Source organism: Diaphorobacter aerolatus (assembly GCF_014489535.1).
Lineage (GTDB): Bacteria > Pseudomonadota > Gammaproteobacteria > Burkholderiales > Burkholderiaceae_C > Diaphorobacter_A > Diaphorobacter_A aerolatus.
Genome location: NZ_CP060783.1, coordinates 3,499,564 through 3,517,058 on the forward strand (window position 1 = coordinate 3,499,564; position 17,495 = coordinate 3,517,058).

Consider the following 17,495-nt stretch of genomic DNA (forward strand, 5'->3'; position numbering starts at 1 on the left):
GGCCGAGAGTGAACCAGCCATTGCTGCACACCACGGTCTTGCTGAACGAGGCGGTCGACGCCTTGCTGGATCCGTCGCACCCCGACGCCGCCACCTACGTGGACGGAACGTTCGGGCGCGGCGGTCATTCGGGGCTCATTCTCTCGCGGCTCGGCCCGAACGGGCGGCTGGTGGCGTTCGACAAGGACCCACAAGCCATCGAAGCCGCAGCGCGCATCACGGATGCGCGTTTTTCAATCCGGCACGAAGGATTCAGCCATCTGGGCGAACTGCCCGAGAGCAGCGTCGATGGTGTCTTGCTGGATCTGGGCGTGAGCTCTCCCCAAATCGATGATCCGGAGCGTGGCTTCAGCTTTCGCTTCGACGGTCCGCTGGACATGCGCATGGACACCACCCGTGGTGAGAGCGTTGCCCAGTGGTTGGAAGACGCTGAAGCAAAGCAGATAACGGAGGTGATACGTGACTACGGCGAAGAACGGTTTGCTGGCCCCATTGCAAAGGCGATTGTTGCTTGGCGCGAGACACGGGGTCCAATTACAAGCACCTCCGAACTGGCCGACCTCGTGGCTGGCGCGGTCAAAACCCGCGAGCAGGGCCAGAACCCTGCAACGCGCACATTTCAAGCTCTTCGGATTTTCATCAACGCCGAGCTTGAAGAGCTGCAACAGGCGCTAGCAGGCAGCCTGCGGATTCTCAAGCCGGCGGGCGTCTGGTGGTGATCAGTTTTCACTCGCTGGAAGACCGCATCGTCAAGCAATTCATCGCGCAGCACTCCAAGGAGGTCTACGACCGCCGTGCGCCATTTGCTGCACCGGTGCCGATGCGGCTCAGGGCGCTTGATCGCATCAAGCCCGGCGAGGCCGAGGTGTCCGGCAATCCGCGCTCGCGCAGTGCCGTGATGCGCGTGGCCGAGCGAACGGAGGTGCCGGCATGATGCTGCGCCTGAACCTGTTGCTGCTGCTCGCCGTGATGGCCTGCTCGATGTTTCTCGTGAACACGCAGTACGAGTCGCGCCGCCTGTTCACCGAACTCGACCGGGCGCAGGCCGAGGCGCGCCGCCTCGAGACCGAACACCAGCGCCTGCAGGTCGAAAAGCGCGCGCAGGCGACACCGCTGCGCGTGGAGACCATGGCTCGCGAGAAGCTGCAGATGGTCTCGACCACGCCAGCCATCACGCAATACGTGACCGACGACGGAACGCCCGTGGTGACAGCGGTCACCCCCGCCGCCGTTCCAAGCGGCGCCGCCGCCGCCACGACAGGGAGGCGCAGATGAGTTCGCGCAGCGTCAACTACACATCCAGCCCGCTGCTGGCCAGCAAGACGCCGGTCTGGCGCAGCAAGTTCATCGTCGCAGCCGTGGCGCTGGGTTTTGTCGCGCTGGCTGGCCGTGCGGCCTATGTGCAGGTGTTCGGCAATGATTTTTTCCAGCGCCAGGGTGAAGTACGCTTTGCGCGCACGCTCGAGCTGCCGGCCAATCGCGGCCGCATTCTGGATCGCAATGGCCTGATTCTCGCGTCCAGCGTGCCTGCCGCGAGCATCTGGGCGATTCCGGAAGACGTGGATCAGGACAGCCCCGAAATCCAGGCCAAGCTCAAGAAGCTCGCCAAGCTCATGGACATGCCTCTTCCCGCGCTCAAGGCCAAGCTGGCCGACGAGGACAAGAGCTTTGTGTGGATCAAGCGCCAGCTCGACTGGGGCGTGGGCCAGGAAATCGCCAAGCTTGACATCAAGGGCATCTACCAGCGCAAGGAATACAAGCGCGAGTATCCCGAGAGCGAGTCCGCGGCGCACATCGTCGGCTTCACCAACGTCGAAGACCACGGCCAGGAAGGCATGGAACTCGCGTTCGACAAGGAACTCGCGGGCAAGCCCGGTTCGCGCCGCGTGATCAAGGACCGTCTGGGCCGCATCGTGGAAGGCGTGGGGGTCGAGGTGCCGCCGGTCGATGGCAAGGACATCCAGTTGTCGGTGGACAGCAAGGTGCAGTTCTTTGCCTACCAGAAGCTGCGCGACACCGTGATCGCCAAGAAGGCCAAGGCCGGTAGCGTGGTGGTGCTGGATGCGCACACGGGCGAAGTGCTGGCGCTCGCCAACTATCCAACCTACGATCCCGGTAACCGCAAGAATCTGACCGGCGAGCAGTTGCGCAATCGCGCGATGACCGACGTGTTCGAGCCCGGCTCGACCATGAAGCCGATCACCATCGGCCTGGCGCTGAACTCGGGCCGCGTGCGTCCCGAGACGACGGTCGACACCACGCCCGGGCGCATCACCATCACGGGCTCCACGATCTCGGACACGCACAACTACGGCGCGCTGACGGTCGAAGGCGTGATCCAGAAATCAAGCAACGTGGGCACCACCAAGCTCGCGATGAACATGCCGGCCCGCGAAATGTGGGAGACCTATTCGGCGGTCGGCTTCGGGCAGAAGCCGCAGATCACCTTTCCCGGCGCGGTCACGGGACGGCTGCGCCCCTACAAGAGCTGGCGTCCGGTCGAGCAGGCGACGATGTCGTATGGCTACGGTCTGTCGGCGAGCCTGTTCCAGATGGCGCGCGCCTACACGGTGTTCTCGAATGACGGCAAGGTCATTCCGGCGACGATACTCAAGACCACCGAACCGGCGGTCGGCGTGCCGGTGTTCACGCCCAAGACGGCGCATCAGGTGCGCAAGATGCTGCAGATGGCCGCAGGCCCCGGCGGCACCGGTCAACTGGCGCAGACCATCGGCTATTCGGTGGGCGGCAAATCGGGCACGGCGCGCAAGCAGGTCGGCAAGACCTATGCGATCGGCAAGTACCGTGGCTGGTTCACCGGCATGGCGCCGATCGAGAATCCACGCGTCATCGTCGCGGTGATGATCGACGAGCCCACGGTGGGCTCGGCCTACGGCGGCATCTCCGCCGCGCCGGTGTTCAGCGAAGTCGTGCAGCAGACGCTGCGCATGATGGGCGTGCCCCCCGACATGGCCGTGCGTCCGCAGATCGTCAGCAATCCCGTCGAGGAGCAGCCACTATGAGCGTTCTGCTTTCGCTGACATCGGCGCAGGATGCAGTGCGTTGGTTGCGTGAACGCGTGACCGGCACCCTGCAGACCGACAGCCGGCTGGTTCAGCCCGGTGATGGTTTCATCGCCTGGCCCGGCGCCGCGACCGACGGCCGCTTTCACGTCGGCAATGCGCTGACCAACGGTGCCACGGCCTGCCTCGTGGAACTCGAAGGTGTCGATGCGTTCGGATTCGTCGGCGCGCATCTCGCGTCGATGCGCGGCCTCAAGGACGCGACCGGGCCGATTGCCGCCGCCTGGTTCGGCATGCCGACCACGCATCTCGACGTGCTGGCAGTCACCGGCACCAATGGCAAGACGAGTACCGCATGGTGGCTGGCCGAGGCGCTCAATGCGCTGGCCCGTCAGACCGATGTGGTGACCTACAAGGGCTGCGCACTGGTGGGCACGCTCGGCATGGGCATGCCCGGTGCGCTCGAATCCACGGGACTGACCACGCCCGACCCCGTGCGCCTGCAGCGCGCCTTCGAGCAATTCGTGGAGCAAGGCATCGGTGCCTGTGCCATCGAGGCTTCGTCGATTGGTCTGGCCGAGCACCGCCTTGCGGGCACGCGCATTCGCATTGCGATGTTCACCAATTTCACCCAGGACCATCTGGACTATCACCCGTCCATGGGCGCCTACTGGGCCGCCAAACGCGCGCTGTTCGACTGGCCCGGCCTGCGTGCGGCCGTGATCAACATCGACGACCAGCGTGGCCGGGAGCTTGCCGAGGAACTCGAAAGTTCGCAGCTCGACATCTGGCCGGTCTCGCTGCGCGACGGCACCTCCGCTCGCCTGAAGGCGCGCGACATCAGCTACAGCGACGAGGGCCTGGTGTTCACCGTGGTCGAGGGCCGCAATGCGCACACCTTGCAGACGCAGGTGATCGGTCTGTACAACGTCTCCAATCTGCTGGGCGTGATTGCCGCACTGCGTTCGCTTGGCGTGGCGCTGGAGCATGCACTGTGGGCCTGCGCGCAACTCACGCCGGTGCCGGGCCGCATGGAGCGCATCACGTCGCCCGGTCAGCCGATGGTGGCCGTGGACTATTCACACACGACCGACGCGCTCGAGAAGGCATTGCAGGCGCTGGCTCCGATGGCCAAGGAGCGCGGCGGCAAGCTCTGGTGCGTGTTCGGTTGCGGAGGCAATCGCGATTCCGGCAAGCGCCCGCACATGGGCGCGGTCGCCCAGCGTCTGGCCGACGAGGTCGTGGTCACCAGCGACAACCCGCGCAACGAAGAGCCGATGAGCATCATCGAGCAGATCCTCACGGGCACGACGGCGGCGACGACGCTGCGCGTGCAGGCCGATCGCGCTCTGGCGATTGCCGAGACGCTGGCCGCTGCCGCTCCCGCCGATGTGGTGCTGATTGCGGGCAAGGGCCACGAGGACTATCAGGAAGTGCGCGGCGAGCGCCACCATTTCTCCGACATCGAGCAGGCGCGCGCCGCGCTCGGTCTGCGCGGGGCCGCTCAATGAGCCTGCACAAGCCCACGCTCATGACGCTCGGCGAGGCCTTCGCGCTGATCTCCGAACGCGTGCCGAGCGCGCGTCTGATCGGCGATGGCGGCGTGGCTTTCAAACGCGTGCACAGCGATACGCGCACGCTGGCGGCGGACGATCTTTTTGTCGCGCTCAAGGGCGAGCGCTTCGACGCCAACCAGTTTCTCGCCGACGCGCGCGCCGCCGGTGCCGTGGCTGCAATCGCTCATGGCGGCTTGCAGGAGGCCGGTCTCGCGGGCATTCAGGTGCCCGACAGCCTGCGCGCGATGGGCGCGCTCGCCGCTGGCTGGCGCAAGCAGTGGCATGGCCCGCTGATTGGCGTCACGGGCAGCAATGGCAAGACCACCGTGACGCAGATGATCGCGTCGATCCTGCGTGCCTGGAAGGGCGAGGCGGCGTTCGCCACGCAGGGCAATTTCAACAACGACATCGGCGTGCCGCTGATGCTGCTGCGCATGCAGGCCACGCACCAAGCGGCGGTGATCGAGATGGGCATGAACCATCCGGGCGAGATTGCCTATCTGGCCGACATCGCGCGCCCGACGGTGGCCCTGGTCAACAACGCGCAGCGCGAGCATCTTGAATTCATGCAGACCGTGCAGGCCGTTGCGCGCGAAAACGGCAGCGTGTTCGCAGCGCTGCCGCGCGATGGCGTCGCGGTGTTTCCCGCTGCCGACGAATACACGCCGCTGTGGCGCGAACTCGCGGGCCATCGCCGCACGCTCACGTTCGCCGAGAGCGCGGGCGACGTGCAATGCGCCAAGGCCGAGTGGCAGGGCGCGGGCTGGAAGGTCTGCATCGACACGCCGCTCGGCGCATTCGACACCGAGCTACAGATCGCGGGTCGCCACAACGTTGCCAACGCACTGGCCGCGACCGCCTGCGCCGTGGCGGCGGGCGTGCCGGTGTTTGCGATTGCCAGGGGGCTCGCGCAGTTCGAGCCGGTCAAGGGCCGCTCGCGTGCGGCGCTGCTGCCGTTCGCTGGCGAGCGCTCGATCACGCTGGTGGACGACAGCTACAACGCGAATCCGGATTCGGTGCGCGCCGCCATCGATGTGCTCGCCGCTCTGCCCCGGCCGCAATTGCTGGTGCTCGGCGACATGGGCGAGGTCGGAGATCAGGGGCCGCAATTTCATGCCGAGGCAGGTGCCTACGCGCATGAGCGCGGCATCGACTGGCTCTACGCATTGGGCGCTGCGGCCACCCACGCTGCGCGAGCCGCTGGCCCAGCGGCACGGCATTTTGAAGACATGGCAGCGCTGCTTGCAGCGGTGCAGGCGAGCGTGCCGGACATCGGCAGCGTACTGGTCAAGGGATCGAGATTCATGAAGATGGAACAAGTGGTGCAGGCACTGCAGGCGCAGTCGGCCAAAGATGCCACCGGCACGACAACGCAACCGTTGGGAGATCGCGCATGCTGCTGACGCTCGCTCAATGGTTGCAGGCGTTGTCGCCGGAGTTCGGTTTCCTGCGCGTGTTCCAGTACATCACGTTCCGCGCCGTGATGGCGGCGCTCACCGCACTCGTCATCGGGCTTGCCGCCGGTCCGCGCGTGATCCGCATGCTCACCTCGCTCAAGATCGGCCAGCCGATCCGCGAATACGCCATGCAGTCGCATTTGGCCAAGAGCGGCACGCCGACCATGGGTGGCGTCCTGATTCTTCTGGCGATCACCATCTCCACGCTGCTCTGGGCCGATCTGTCGAACCGCTTCGTGTGGATTGTTCTGGTGGTCACGCTGGGCTTTGGCGCGATTGGCTGGGTGGACGACTGGCGCAAGGTCGTCAACAAGGACCCCGAGGGCATGCGCTCGCGCGAGAAGTATTTCTGGCAGTCGGTGATCGGCCTCGTCGCCGCGCTCTATCTGGTGTTCAGCATTTCCGAGAACTCCAACTGGCGCGTGTTCGAACTGTTCGTCTCCTGGGTGCAGTCGGGCTTCTCGCTCGATCTTCCGCCAAGGCCGGTCTGAACGTGCCGTTCTTCAAGGAAGTGACGTATCCGCTTGGCGTGCTGGGTTTCGTGATCCTGACCTATCTGGTGATCGTGGGTTCGAGCAACGCGGTGAACCTGACCGACGGCCTCGATGGCCTTGCCATCATGCCGGTGGTGATGGTGGGCGCTTCGCTCGGCATCTTTGCCTACGTGACCGGCAGCGCCAGCTATTCCAGGTACCTGCTGTTCCCGCACATCGCGGGCGCGAGCGAGCTGATGATCTTCTCGTCCGCCATGGCGGGCGCGGGCCTTGCGTTTCTGTGGTTCAACACCCATCCGGCGCAGGTATTCATGGGTGATGTCGGCGCACTCGCGCTGGGCGCTGCGCTGGGCACGATTGCCGTGATCGTGCGTCAGGAAATCGTGCTGGCCGTGATGGGCGGCATCTTCGTTGTGGAGGCGCTCTCGGTGATGCTGCAGGTGACCTGGTTCAAGTTCACCAAGAAGCGTTTTGGCGAAGGCCGACGGCTGCTCAAGATGGCGCCGCTGCATCACCATTTCGAAAAAAGCGGATGGAAGGAAACGCAGGTTGTCGTGCGTTTCTGGATCATCACCATGTTGCTGTGCCTCATCGGCCTGACTACCTTGAAGCTCAGATGAGTCAGTATCCGCACGACCCCCTGCGCCAGCCCGCCGCCCGGAAACCCCAGAGGTTCCGGAGGCGGATTTGCCCGTGACGGATGCGTCATCGGCCGCGCAACTGCCTACTGAATCCGATGTCGAGACCGGTGCTTCTGCGGCCGTTGATTCGGCGGTGCCCGAAGACCTCGCCGATGCAGCGACTCCGGAACCCGAAACGCCCAAGCCGGGGTTTCTGGGTGATGCCGCAGACTTCGTCGCGCCTGCCAAGTCCGCCGCCGCCGAAGCCGCCGAATTCGTGGCGCGCATCTTCGCCGATGTGCAGGGCAAGGACAAGGACGATGCGGACGCCGCGCCGCCCGTGGATGCGGGCGAGCCTGTCGAGGCCGACGCGCAGGATGGCGAAGCCTCCGAAGAGCAGATCGAACAGCCACGGGAGCAAGCCGCGTTCGAGCCACGACTGCAGGGCAAGCGCGTGCTGGTCCTCGGCCTCGGTGCATCGGGCATGGCGATGGCGCGCTGGTGTGTCAGGAGCGGGCGGAAGTCACCGTGGCCGATACGCGCGAAGCGCCGCCGCAGCTTGCCAGCCTGCAACAGGAATTGCCGCAGGTGCGCTTTGTCGCGGGCGAAATCAGCGCAGACCTGGTCAACGGTCAGTCGCTCGATGCGATCTACCGCTCGCCCGGCCTGTTTCCGACCGCCATCGCCGCAGTCCTTGAGGCTGCGAATGCCGCGCAGATTGCGGTTGGCGGCGAGCTTGACCTGTATGCGCTCGCGCTGCACGAGCTGGCGATCACGCGCGACTACCGGCCCGCCGTGCTGGCGATCACCGGCACCAATGGCAAGACCACGGTGACCTCGCTCACCGCGCTGCTCGTGCAGTGCGCCGAGAAGACCGTTGCGATGGCCGGCAACATCGGCCCGACCCTGCTCGACACGCTCGCAAAGCACATCGATGAGGACAGCCTGCCCGAGGTCTGGGTGCTTGAGCTGTCGAGCTTTCAACTCGACGGTGTGAAGGGCTTCGAGCCGACCGCAGCCGCCGTGCTCAACATCTCGCAGGACCATCTCGACTGGCATGGCAGTCTGTCTGCCTATGCGGCGGCGAAGGCCCGCATCTTCGGGACAAGGGCCTGATGATCCTGAACCGCGAAGACCAGATGGTGATGGACATGTTGCCGCCACCGGTGCGCGTGAAGCTGCAAAAGCCGCAGTTGCGCGCGCATGTGACCTTCGGTGGCGACATGCCGCAGCGTCCCGGTGATTTCGGCATCGAGAACGTCAGCGGCATGAACTGGCTGGTGCGCGCACACGAGGCCGACGAAACCAGCCGCAAGGGCCGCAACGTGCAGGAGGTAGACCTGCACATCCAGCGTTTCATGCCCGCCGATGCGCTGCGCATTCGCGGTCGCCACAACGCGATGAATGCGCTCGCGTCACTGGCGCTCGCGCAGGCGGCGGGATGCGCGCTCGCGCCCATGCTGTTCGGTCTGCGCGAATACCGCGGCGAGCCGCACCGCGTGGAGCCCATCGGCATCGTCGATGGCGTGGAATATTTTGACGACAGCAAGGGCACGAACGTGGGCGCCACGGTGGCCGCGCTGGGCGGTCTCGGCCCCGAGCGTCGCCTGGTGGTGATTCTGGGCGGCGATGGCAAGGGGCAGGATTTCTCGCCACTCGCGTTGCCGATCTCGCGCTATGCGCGCGCCGTGGTGCTGATGGGCCGCGACGCGCCGCAGATCGAGGCCGTTCTACAGGACACGGGCGTGGTGGTGCTGCATGCGGCGAGCATGGTCGAGGCGGTGGAGATCAGCGCCCGGAACGCGCATGCAGGCGATGGCGTGCTGATGTCACCCGCCTGTGCGAGCTTTGACATGTTCGACAACTATGCGCACCGCGCTCGCGTGTTCTGCGAAGCCGTGCAGGCGCTCGCCGAAGAAACCGGCCAGGTATTGGGAGGACAGGCATGACTGCAGTCGCAAGCGAAGAACGCCTGACTCCGTGGCAGCGCATTTCCGGTTGGTTCGGAGCGATTCCGGTGAAGGCCTCCGACGTTCTGCCGGTGCGCATCGGTGGCACGGAATACCGCCAGACCACGGCCACTCCCGCGCGCATGGTCGGCTTCGATCAGGCGCTGCTCTGGGTGGTGATTGCCTTGCTCGCATGGGGCGTGGTGATGGTGTATTCCGCGTCGATCGCCATGCCGGACAATCCGCGCTTTGGCAACATCGAGCACTACCACTTCGTCAAGCGCCACGTCATGTCGCTGTGCATGGGGTTCGTCGGCGCGTTCATCGCGTTCAAGATTCCGATGAACACCTGGGAGCGCTACGCGCCGTGGCTGTTCGTGGTCTCCATCCTGCTGCTGGTGGCGGTGCTGATTCCGCACGTGGGCACGGTCGTCAACGGCGCGCGCCGCTGGCTGTCGCTGGGCATCATGAACTTCCAGCCATCGGAACTCGCCAAGCTTGCCGTGGTGATCTACGCCTCCGACTACATGGTCCGCAAGATGGAGGTGAAGGAGCGCTTCTTCCGCGCCGTGCTGCCGATGGCGATTGCCGTGGCCGTGGTTGGCGCGCTGCTGCTGGCCGAACCCGACATGGGCGCGTTCATGGTGATCGCCGTGGTGGCGATGGGCATCCTGTTCCTCGGCGGCGTGAATGCGCGCATGTTCTTTTTGATTGCAGCCGTGCTGCTGCTGGCCTTTGCCTGCATGGTGTGGTTCTCCGAATGGCGTCGCGAGCGCATCTTTGCCTATCTCGATCCATGGAGCGAAAAGCACGCGCTCGGCAAGGGCTACCAGCTCTCGCACGCGCTGATCGCGATTGGGCGCGGAGAAATCTTCGGAGTCGGTCTGGGCGGCAGCGTCGAGAAGCTGCACTGGTTGCCCGAGGCGCACACCGACTTTCTGCTCTCGGTGATCGGTGAGGAATTCGGTCTCGTCGGCGTGATGATCCTGATCGTTGCGTTCCTCTGGCTCACACGCCGCATCATGCACATCGGCCGTCAGGCGATTGCGCTGGACCGCGTGTTTTCCGGTCTGGTGGCCCAGGGCATCGCGATGTGGATCGGCTTTCAGTCGTTCATCAACATGGGCGTGAATCTCGGCGCGCTACCCACCAAGGGCCTGACCCTGCCGCTGATGAGTTTCGGCGGCTCGGCGGCGCTCATGAATCTGGTCGCGCTGGCGGTGGTGCTGCGCGTCGATTATGAGAACAAGGTGTTGATGCGCGGAGGTCGCGTATGAACCGTCGGCAGCGCACCGCACTCATCATGGCCGGTGGTACAGGAGGGCATATCTTCCCGGGCCTCGCCGTGGCCGAGGAACTGCGCAATCGCGGCTGGAACGTGCACTGGCTGGGCACGCCCGGCAGCATGGAGTCGCGCATCGTTCCGCCCAAGGGTTTTCCGCTCGAGCCGATTGATTTTTCCGGCGTGCGTGGCAAGGGGCTGGTGACGCTGGCCTTGCTGCCCTTCAAGCTGCTGCGCGCCTTTTGGCAGGCGTTGTCGGTGGTGCGCCGCGTCAAGCCCGACGTGGTGGTCGGCATGGGCGGCTATGTGACCTTTCCCGGTGGAATGATGGGCGTGCTGGCCGGCAAGTCGCTGGTGCTGCATGAGCAGAATTCGGTAGCAGGCATGGCCAACAAGGTGCTGGCCGGTGTGGCGGACCGCATCTTCACCGCGTTTCCCAACGTCTTCAAGAAAGGCCAGTGGGTGGGCAATCCGCTGCGCGCCGCATTCACGCAGAAGGCCGATCCGGCTTCGCGTTTTGCGGGTCGCAGCGGGCCGCTCAGGCTGCTTGTCGTGGGCGGCAGTCTCGGTGCGCGCGCGCTCAACGACATCGTTCCCCAGGCGCTGGCGCTGATTCCGGCGCAGCAGCGTCCCGAGGTGATTCATCAAAGCGGCGCAACGCAGATCGACGCGCTGCGCCGCAACTACGAGGCTGCGGGCGTGCAGGCCACGCTCACGCCGTTCATCGAGGACACTGCCTCGGCCTTTGCCGATGCGGACCTGATTGTCTGCCGCTCGGGTGCCAGCACGGTGACGGAAATCGCCGCCGTGGGCGCGGCTGCGGTCTACGTGCCGTTTCCCTCGGCAGTCGATGACCACCAGACCACGAACGCGAAGTTTCTGGTCGATGCGGGTGGTGGCTGGCTCGTGCAGCAGCGCGACCTCACGCCGCGTGGACTGGCGGACATGATCGTGAATTTGCAGCGCTCGGAACTGCAGGAAAAGGCGCTGAAGGCAAAGGCCATGGAAAAGACCCACGCCACCCACGAGGTGGTGACCGCATGTGAGGAACTGGCCGCATGAAACACGCCATCCGTCACATCCATTTCGTCGGCATCGGCGGCTCGGGCATGAGCGGCATTGCCGAAGTGCTGCACAACCTCGGCTATGTGGTGTCGGGCTCGGACCTGTCGGACAGCGCGACGCTGCGCCGTCTTCAGGAACTCGGCATCCGCACCCACATCGGTCACGCGGCCATCAACATCGACGGCGCGAACGCCGTGGTCACGTCCACCGCCGTGCTTGGCGACAACCCGGAAGTGGTTGCCGCACGCGAGCGCAATATTCCCGTCGTGCCGCGCGCGCTGATGCTCGCCGAGCTGATGCGCCTGCGTCAGGGCATTGCGATTGCCGGTGCACACGGCAAGACCACGACCACCAGTCTGGTGGCGAGCGTGCTGGCCGAGGCCGGACTCGATCCGACCTTCGTGATCGGCGGACGCCTGAACAGCGCGGGAGCGAATGCCAAGCTCGGCAAGGGCGAATACATCGTGGTCGAGGCCGATGAGTCGGACGCATCGTTCCTCAATCTGCTGCCGGTGATGGCGGTGGTCACGAACATCGATGCCGACCACATGGAGACCTACGGTCACGACTTCGAGAAACTCAAAAGCGCCTTCGTCGATTTCCTGCACCGCATGCCGTTCTACGGCACGGCGATCCTGTGCATCGAAAGCCCGGCAGTCCGCGACATCATGCCGCGCCTCACGCGCCCGGTGATCACCTACGGCTTCGGCGAAGACGCGCAGGTTCGCGCCACCGACGTGCGCGCGGTGGGCACGCAGATGCACTTTCGCGTCAAGCGCGGCGGCGCGGTGGCAGGGCCGGATCTCGATGTGGTGCTGAATCTCGCGGGCATGCACAACGTCCTCAACGCGCTGGCCGCCATCGTGGTCGCCGCCGAGGTCGACGTGCCCGACGAGGCGCTGCTGCGAGGCCTTGCGAGCTTCAACGGCGTGGGCCGGCGCTTCCAGCGTATCGCCGATCTGCCCGCAAGCGACGGCGGACGCTTCGACCTCATCGAGGACTACGGGCACCATCCCGTCGAGATGGCGGCCACGATGTCCGCCGCGCGAGGCGCATTTCCGGGTCGTCGTCTGGTGATGGCCTTTCAGCCGCATCGCTACAGCCGCACGCGCGACTGCTTCGAAGATTTTGTGAAGGTGCTGGGCGAGGCCGACGCGGTGCTGCTGACCGAGGTGTATGCAGCGGGCGAGCAACCCATCGTCGCCGCCGACGGACGCGCCCTGGCACGTGCGGTGCGCGTGGCAGGCAAGGTCGAGCCGGTGTTCATCGACGACGTCGCCGAGCTGCCACAGCGCATCCTGAGCGGTGCCAGGAACGGCGACGTGGTGATGTGCATGGGCGCTGGCTCCATCGGAGCGGTGCCCGCAAAAGTCTCCGAGATTGTCTCGGGCATGAACCAGTCCGCGCAGGAGGGCAAGGCGCAATGAACAACAGCAGCAGTAGCAACAACAAGACGGTGAACCCCATGGACGCACGCAGCCTCGGCAAGGTGGCGGTGCTGATGGGTGGCTCGTCCGCCGAGCGCGAGGTCTCGCTGATGTCGGGCGGCGGCGTGCTGCAGGCGCTTCAGTCGCGCGGCGTGGATGCGCATGCCTTCGATCCCTCGACCAACAATCTTTGCGATCTCAAGACCCATGGCTACGACCGCTGCTTCATCGCGCTGCACGGTCGCCACGGCGAAGACGGCACGGTGCAGGGCGCGCTCGAACTGCTTGGCATTCCCTACACCGGCTCCGGCGTGATGGCGTCCAGCATTGCAATGGACAAGACCATGACCAAGCGCATCTGGCGCGCGGAAGGTCTGTCCACGCCCGACTGGAAGCTGGTGGCAAGCGCCGCGGAAACCGCGCAGGCGTTCAAGGATCTGGGCTCGCCGATGATCGTCAAGCCGGCGCGCGAAGGCTCGACCATCGGCCTCACCAAGGTGACCTCGGTGGGCCAGTGCGAGCAGGCCTACCACCTTGCGGCGCGCTTCGACCCCGAAGTGCTGTGCGAGCAATTCATCGACGGTGACGAGACTACCTGCCCGATCCTCGGCCAGGGCCGCGACGCGCGCGCACTGCCGGTGATCCGCATCGTCGCGCCCGATGGCAAGTACGACTACCAGAACAAGTACTTCACCGACGTCACGCAGTACCACTGCCCGAGCGGCCTGCCCGACGCCGAAGAGCGCGAGATCCAGCGCCTCGTCGTCCAGGCGTTCCGCACGCTGGACTGCCGGGGCTGGGCGCGCGCCGACATCATGATCCGCAAGACCGACCGCAAGCCGTTTCTTCTCGAAATCAACACCTCGCCGGGAATGACCGGCCACTCGCTGGTGCCGATGTCGGCCAAGGCAAGCGGCCTCGACTATCCCGAACTCTGCATCCGCATCCTGATGAGCGCATCGCTCGATGCACGGCAGGGTCAACCGTCCACTGAACCAGGAGCCGGCGCGCAATGAACGACGCTCTGCCAGCACCGCTCGACGTCCGGCTCATGAACATGATCGCCACGATCCTGTTCGTGTGCTGCGCCGTGGGTCTGGTGACGGCGGGAAGCTGGTGGTTTCTGCGCAATCCGGCGTTTGCAATCGGCCGTATCGTGGTGCATGGCGACCTCTCGCACACCAACCCGGTGAGCCTGCGCGCCAACGTGGCACCGCGTCTGATGGGCAATTTCTTCACGCTGAATCTGCGGCAGGCCAAGGAAGAGTTCGAGAACGTTCCATGGATCCGGTCGGCGCAGGTACGGCGCGACTACCCGAACGGTCTGGCCGTGGAAATCGAGGAGCACAAGGCCCGCGCGTTCTGGGGCGCCGAAGGCAGTCCCACGCTGGTGAACAATTTCGGCGAAGTGTTCGAGGCTGCGGCCGATGAAGACGACGAGAACAAGCTGCCGCGCCTGCAAGGCCCGGAAGGCCGATCGCTCGACGTGCTGCGCATGTACGACCACCTCGTGCCCAGGATGAAGCCGCTCGGCTCGCCCATCGATGCGGTGGTGCTCAATGGCCGTGGCAGCTGGCGCGTGCAACTGGACAATGGCGCTGCCATCGAGCTGGGCAGCGGATCGACCAACGACGTGACGCAGCGCCTCGATCGCTTTGTGCGCACGGTCTCCAGGGTCGCCGCGCAGCAGGGCCGCAACGTGGCTGCGCTGGAGTCGGCGGACCTGCGGCAGATGGATGGATATGCGTTGCGCTTGCGTGGGGTGACCACGGTGAGCGCAGAAGCAGCAGCAGCGCGTGCGAAGGCACAGGCGGCTGCGCGACCAGCGGCGCGGCCAGCGACGGCCACGCGCACTACTACAACGACACGCACCCCTGGGCGAAGCAACTGAGGGCAGGACGGATTTATGGCAAGAGAATACAAAGATGTGGTTGTAGGCCTGGATATCGGAACCGCCAAGGTGATGGCGGTGGTGGCCGAGGTCATGCACGACGGCAACCTCAAGCTCGCCGGGCTGGGCATTGCGCCAAGCAACGGGCTCAAGCGTGGCGTGGTGGTCAACATCGACGCGACGGTGCAGAGCATCCAGCAGGCCTTGAAGGAGGCCGAGCTGATGGCAGACTGCAAGATCCAGCGCGTCTACACCGGCATCACCGGCAGCCACATCCGCGGCCTGAATTCGAGCGGCATGGTGGCGGTGAAGGACAAGGAAGTCTCGGCGACCGACGTGGCGCGTGTGGTCGAAACCGCCAAGGCCATCAACATCTCCAGCGACCAGCGCCTGCTGCTCGTGGAGCCGCAGGAATTCGTGATCGACGGCCAGGATGTGCGCGAACCCATCGGCATGAGCGGCATCCGTCTCGAGGCCAAGATCCACATCGTGACGGGCGCGCAAAGCGCCGCCGAAAATATCATCAAATGCGTGCGCCGCTGCGGCCTCGAGGTCGAGCAGCTCATGCTCAACCCGCTTGCCAGCAGCCAGGCCGTGCTGACCGATGACGAGCGCGAACTCGGCGTGGCCGTGGTCGATATCGGTGCGGGCACGACCGACGTGGCGATCTTCACCGGTGGTGCGATCCGCCACACGGCCGTGATTCCGATTGCCGGTGACCTGATCACCAGCGACATCGCCATGGCGCTGCGCACCCCGACCAAGGACGCCGAGGACATCAAGGTCGAGAGCGGCTACGCCAAGCAGTTGCTGGCCGATCCCGAGGCACAGGTCGAAGTGCCGGGCCTCGGTGATCGCGGCCCGCGCATGCTCTCCAAGCAGGCGCTTGCCGGTGTGATCGAGCCGCGCGTCGAAGAAATTTTTTCACTCGTGCAACAAGTGATACGCGAGTCGGGGTTTGAAGAGGTGCTGTCGTCAGGCATTGTGCTGACTGGCGGCAGTGCGGTGATGCCGGGCATGGTCGAACTGGGCGAGGACATCTTCCTCAAGCCGGTGCGACGCGGCATCCCCAAGTATTCCAGCGCTCTGTCCGACATGATCGCCCAGCCTCGTGCCGCGACCGTGATGGGCTTGCTGGAGGAAGCGCGGCTTGCTCGCCTGCGCGGATTCAAGGTCGCGGCCAAGAGCGGGTCTGTGAAGACAGCGTTCGGTCGTCTCAAGGACTTCATTGTGGGGAACTTCTGAGATGACTGCACATCTTCTGTGGCTCGCGCGCGCCGGACCGCCTCCACCCACCAGAGACCGATGGCGAAGTACGGGACCTCCGCCATCGAGAGAAATCACATTCGGGAAATCCCATCCATTTTCGGCAATTGCAATTGAAGAACCAGCGTTAGGAGCACCAACATGACCATCGAAATGATCGAGTCCGAAGAGTTCAACCAAGGCACGCAGATCAAGGTGATCGGTGTCGGCGGCGGCGGCGGCAACGCCGTCGAGCACATGATCATGCGCAGCGTGCAGGGCGTGGAATTTGTCTGCGCCAACACCGACGCGCAGGCGCTGACACGCAGCACCGCGCACCGCACCATCCAGTTGGGGGGCAGCGGCCTGGGCGCGGGCAGCAAGCCTGATAAGGGACGCGACGCTGCCGAGCTGGCGGTCGAGGACATCCGTCAGGCGATCACCGGCGCACACATGCTGTTCATCACGGCGGGCATGGGCGGCGGCACCGGCACGGGCGCGGCTCCCGTGATCGCGCGCGTTGCCAAGGAAATGGGCATCCTGACCGTGGGCGTGGTCACCAAGCCCTTCGACTGGGAAGGTGGCCGTCGCATGAAGAATGCCGACGAAGGTCTGACCGAACTCGAAGCCAACGTCGATTCGCTGATCGTTGTTCTCAACGAAAAGCTGCTTGACGTGCTCGGTGACGACATCACGCAGGACGAAGCGTTCGCGCATGCCAACGACGTGCTCAAGAACGCGGTCGGCGGTATCGCTGAAATCATCAACGAATACGGCCAGGTGAACGTCGACTTCGAAGACGTGCGCACCGTGATGGGCGAGCCCGGCAAGGCCATGATGGGCACGGCCACCGCGAGCGGTCCCGACCGTGCGCGCATCGCGGCCGAGCAGGCGATTGCCTGCCCGTTGCTCGAAGGCATTGATCTTTCGGGCGCCAAGGGCGTGCTGGTGCTGGTCACGGCGAGCAAGGGCAGCCTCAAGCTGTCCGAGTCGCGCCTGGCGATGAACACCATCAACGCCTACGCTTCGCAGGATGCGCACGTGATCTTCGGCGCGGCCTACGACGAGACGCTCGGCGACGACATCCGCGTGACCGTGGTGGCCACCGGCCTGTCGCGTGCCAGCGCGCGTCGCCAGCCGATCTCGGTGGTGCAGGGCGGCCTGCGCACCGGCACCGACAACCTGCCCTACAACATGGCGGTCGGTGGTTCGGTGGGCGCGGCTGGCGGTGCTGCCCAGCCCGGCTACGACAACATGTCCGTGCCCAGCGTCTGGCGCACCAATCGCACGCACGCCACGGCGCGCGTCGATGCGCTGTCGTCGGGTGGCATGGAAGAGCTGGAAATCCCGGCCTTCCTGCGCAAGCAGGCCGACTGATGTCGCACCACGAGGTGCCTGTCAGCGAATTCGCGTTGAGAAACGTTGAACAAGAGCTACGTGAGAGTTAAACAGAGAGTCGAGGGAGCGGGGAACCGCTTCCTCTTTT

The 17,495-nt window shown here is 65.1% G+C and carries 12 protein-coding genes and 3 pseudogenes; 14 read left to right on the forward strand and 1 reads right to left on the reverse strand.

Annotated elements, in window-relative coordinates; genetic code table 11:
- Nucleotides 1-8 precede the first annotated feature (8 nt).
- The 6 genes and pseudogenes from rsmH (at nt 9) to mraY (ending at nt 7,150) form a co-directional block, all read left to right on the forward strand.
- Nucleotides 9-934, forward strand: a pseudogene (rsmH, locus tag H9K75_RS16270) (16S rRNA (cytosine(1402)-N(4))-methyltransferase RsmH).
- Nucleotides 934-1,275, forward strand: a complete 342-nt coding sequence (gene ftsL, locus H9K75_RS16275) for a cell division protein FtsL (protein ID WP_187726074.1) — start codon at nt 934-936, stop codon at nt 1,273-1,275. The pseudogene rsmH and the gene ftsL overlap by 1 nt, the downstream one beginning before the upstream one ends.
- Entirely contained in the window at nt 1,272-3,023 is a 1,752-nt protein-coding gene (locus tag H9K75_RS16280) for a peptidoglycan D,D-transpeptidase FtsI family protein (protein ID WP_187723408.1), read from the forward strand. Before ftsL ends, H9K75_RS16280 begins: the two co-directional genes overlap by 4 nt.
- Nucleotides 3,020-4,534 (forward strand): UDP-N-acetylmuramoyl-L-alanyl-D-glutamate--2,6-diaminopimelate ligase, encoded by a 1,515-nt coding sequence (locus tag H9K75_RS16285; protein ID WP_187723409.1) that lies wholly within the window; start codon nt 3,020-3,022, stop codon nt 4,532-4,534. Before H9K75_RS16280 ends, H9K75_RS16285 begins: the two co-directional genes overlap by 4 nt.
- Complete coding sequence (locus tag H9K75_RS16290; RefSeq protein WP_187723410.1) at nt 4,531-5,982, forward strand: UDP-N-acetylmuramoyl-tripeptide--D-alanyl-D-alanine ligase; 1,452 nt, start codon at nt 4,531-4,533, stop codon at nt 5,980-5,982. The genes H9K75_RS16285 and H9K75_RS16290 overlap by 4 nt, the downstream gene beginning before the upstream one ends.
- Nucleotides 5,973-7,150 (forward strand): annotated as a pseudogene (gene mraY / locus H9K75_RS16295) (phospho-N-acetylmuramoyl-pentapeptide-transferase). The gene H9K75_RS16290 and the pseudogene mraY overlap by 10 nt, the downstream one beginning before the upstream one ends.
- 85 nt (nt 7,151-7,235) lie before the next feature.
- Here the strand turns inward: mraY and H9K75_RS16300 are convergent.
- Nucleotides 7,236-7,571, reverse strand: coding sequence for a hypothetical protein (locus H9K75_RS16300; RefSeq protein ID WP_187726178.1), 336 nt, complete (start codon nt 7,569-7,571; stop codon nt 7,236-7,238).
- Nucleotides 7,572-7,634: 63 nt separating this feature from the next.
- Between H9K75_RS16300 and murD the strand changes: the two are divergent.
- The 8 genes and pseudogenes from murD (at nt 7,635) to ftsZ (ending at nt 17,386) form a co-directional block, all read left to right on the forward strand.
- A pseudogene (murD, locus tag H9K75_RS16305) lies at nt 7,635-9,099 on the forward strand (UDP-N-acetylmuramoyl-L-alanine--D-glutamate ligase).
- Nucleotides 9,096-10,376 carry a putative lipid II flippase FtsW gene (ftsW, locus tag H9K75_RS16310; protein WP_187723411.1) on the forward strand — a complete coding sequence of 427 codons (1,281 nt, stop codon included), beginning with the start codon at nt 9,096-9,098 and terminating at the stop codon, nt 10,374-10,376. The pseudogene murD and the gene ftsW overlap by 4 nt, the downstream one beginning before the upstream one ends.
- Entirely contained in the window at nt 10,373-11,443 is a 1,071-nt protein-coding gene (gene murG / locus H9K75_RS16315) for an undecaprenyldiphospho-muramoylpentapeptide beta-N-acetylglucosaminyltransferase (RefSeq protein ID WP_187723412.1), read from the forward strand. The genes ftsW and murG overlap by 4 nt, the downstream gene beginning before the upstream one ends.
- Nucleotides 11,440-12,873 carry a UDP-N-acetylmuramate--L-alanine ligase gene (murC, locus tag H9K75_RS16320; protein WP_187723413.1) on the forward strand — a complete coding sequence of 478 codons (1,434 nt, stop codon included), beginning with the start codon at nt 11,440-11,442 and terminating at the stop codon, nt 12,871-12,873. Before murG ends, murC begins: the two co-directional genes overlap by 4 nt.
- Complete coding sequence (locus H9K75_RS16325; RefSeq protein ID WP_319016834.1) at nt 12,870-13,889, forward strand: D-alanine--D-alanine ligase; 1,020 nt, start codon at nt 12,870-12,872, stop codon at nt 13,887-13,889. Before murC ends, H9K75_RS16325 begins: the two co-directional genes overlap by 4 nt.
- Nucleotides 13,886-14,764: a cell division protein FtsQ/DivIB gene (locus H9K75_RS16330; protein ID WP_187723414.1), complete on the forward strand. Its 879-nt coding sequence runs from the start codon at nt 13,886-13,888 to the stop codon at nt 14,762-14,764. Before H9K75_RS16325 ends, H9K75_RS16330 begins: the two co-directional genes overlap by 4 nt.
- A gap of 15 nt (nt 14,765-14,779) precedes the next feature.
- Nucleotides 14,780-16,009 carry a cell division protein FtsA gene (gene ftsA, locus H9K75_RS16335; RefSeq protein WP_187723415.1) on the forward strand — a complete coding sequence of 410 codons (1,230 nt, stop codon included), beginning with the start codon at nt 14,780-14,782 and terminating at the stop codon, nt 16,007-16,009.
- 162 nt (nt 16,010-16,171) lie between these two features.
- Complete coding sequence (gene ftsZ / locus H9K75_RS16340; protein WP_187723416.1) at nt 16,172-17,386, forward strand: cell division protein FtsZ; 1,215 nt, start codon at nt 16,172-16,174, stop codon at nt 17,384-17,386.
- The last annotated feature ends 109 nt before the right edge of the window (nt 17,387-17,495 follow it).

Bases quoted from the DNA above. Each gene is read 5' to 3' on its own strand.
- H9K75_RS16330 (WP_187723414.1), top strand. From the start codon at position 13,886: ATGAACGACGCTCTGCCAGCACCGCTCGACGTCCGGCTCATGAACATG.
- ftsL (WP_187726074.1), top strand. From the start codon at position 934: ATGCTGCGCCTGAACCTGTTGCTGCTGCTCGCCGTGATGGCCTGCTCG.
- H9K75_RS16285 (WP_187723409.1), top strand. From the start codon at position 3,020: ATGAGCGTTCTGCTTTCGCTGACATCGGCGCAGGATGCAGTGCGTTGG.
- H9K75_RS16280 (WP_187723408.1), top strand. From the start codon at position 1,272: ATGAGTTCGCGCAGCGTCAACTACACATCCAGCCCGCTGCTGGCCAGC.
- H9K75_RS16290 (WP_187723410.1), top strand. From the start codon at position 4,531: ATGAGCCTGCACAAGCCCACGCTCATGACGCTCGGCGAGGCCTTCGCG.
- murG (WP_187723412.1), top strand. From the start codon at position 10,373: ATGAACCGTCGGCAGCGCACCGCACTCATCATGGCCGGTGGTACAGGA.
- ftsA (WP_187723415.1), top strand. From the start codon at position 14,780: ATGGCAAGAGAATACAAAGATGTGGTTGTAGGCCTGGATATCGGAACC.
- ftsZ (WP_187723416.1), top strand. From the start codon at position 16,172: ATGACCATCGAAATGATCGAGTCCGAAGAGTTCAACCAAGGCACGCAG.
- H9K75_RS16325 (WP_319016834.1), top strand. From the start codon at position 12,870: ATGAACAACAGCAGCAGTAGCAACAACAAGACGGTGAACCCCATGGAC.
- ftsW (WP_187723411.1), top strand. From the start codon at position 9,096: ATGACTGCAGTCGCAAGCGAAGAACGCCTGACTCCGTGGCAGCGCATT.
- murC (WP_187723413.1), top strand. From the start codon at position 11,440: ATGAAACACGCCATCCGTCACATCCATTTCGTCGGCATCGGCGGCTCG.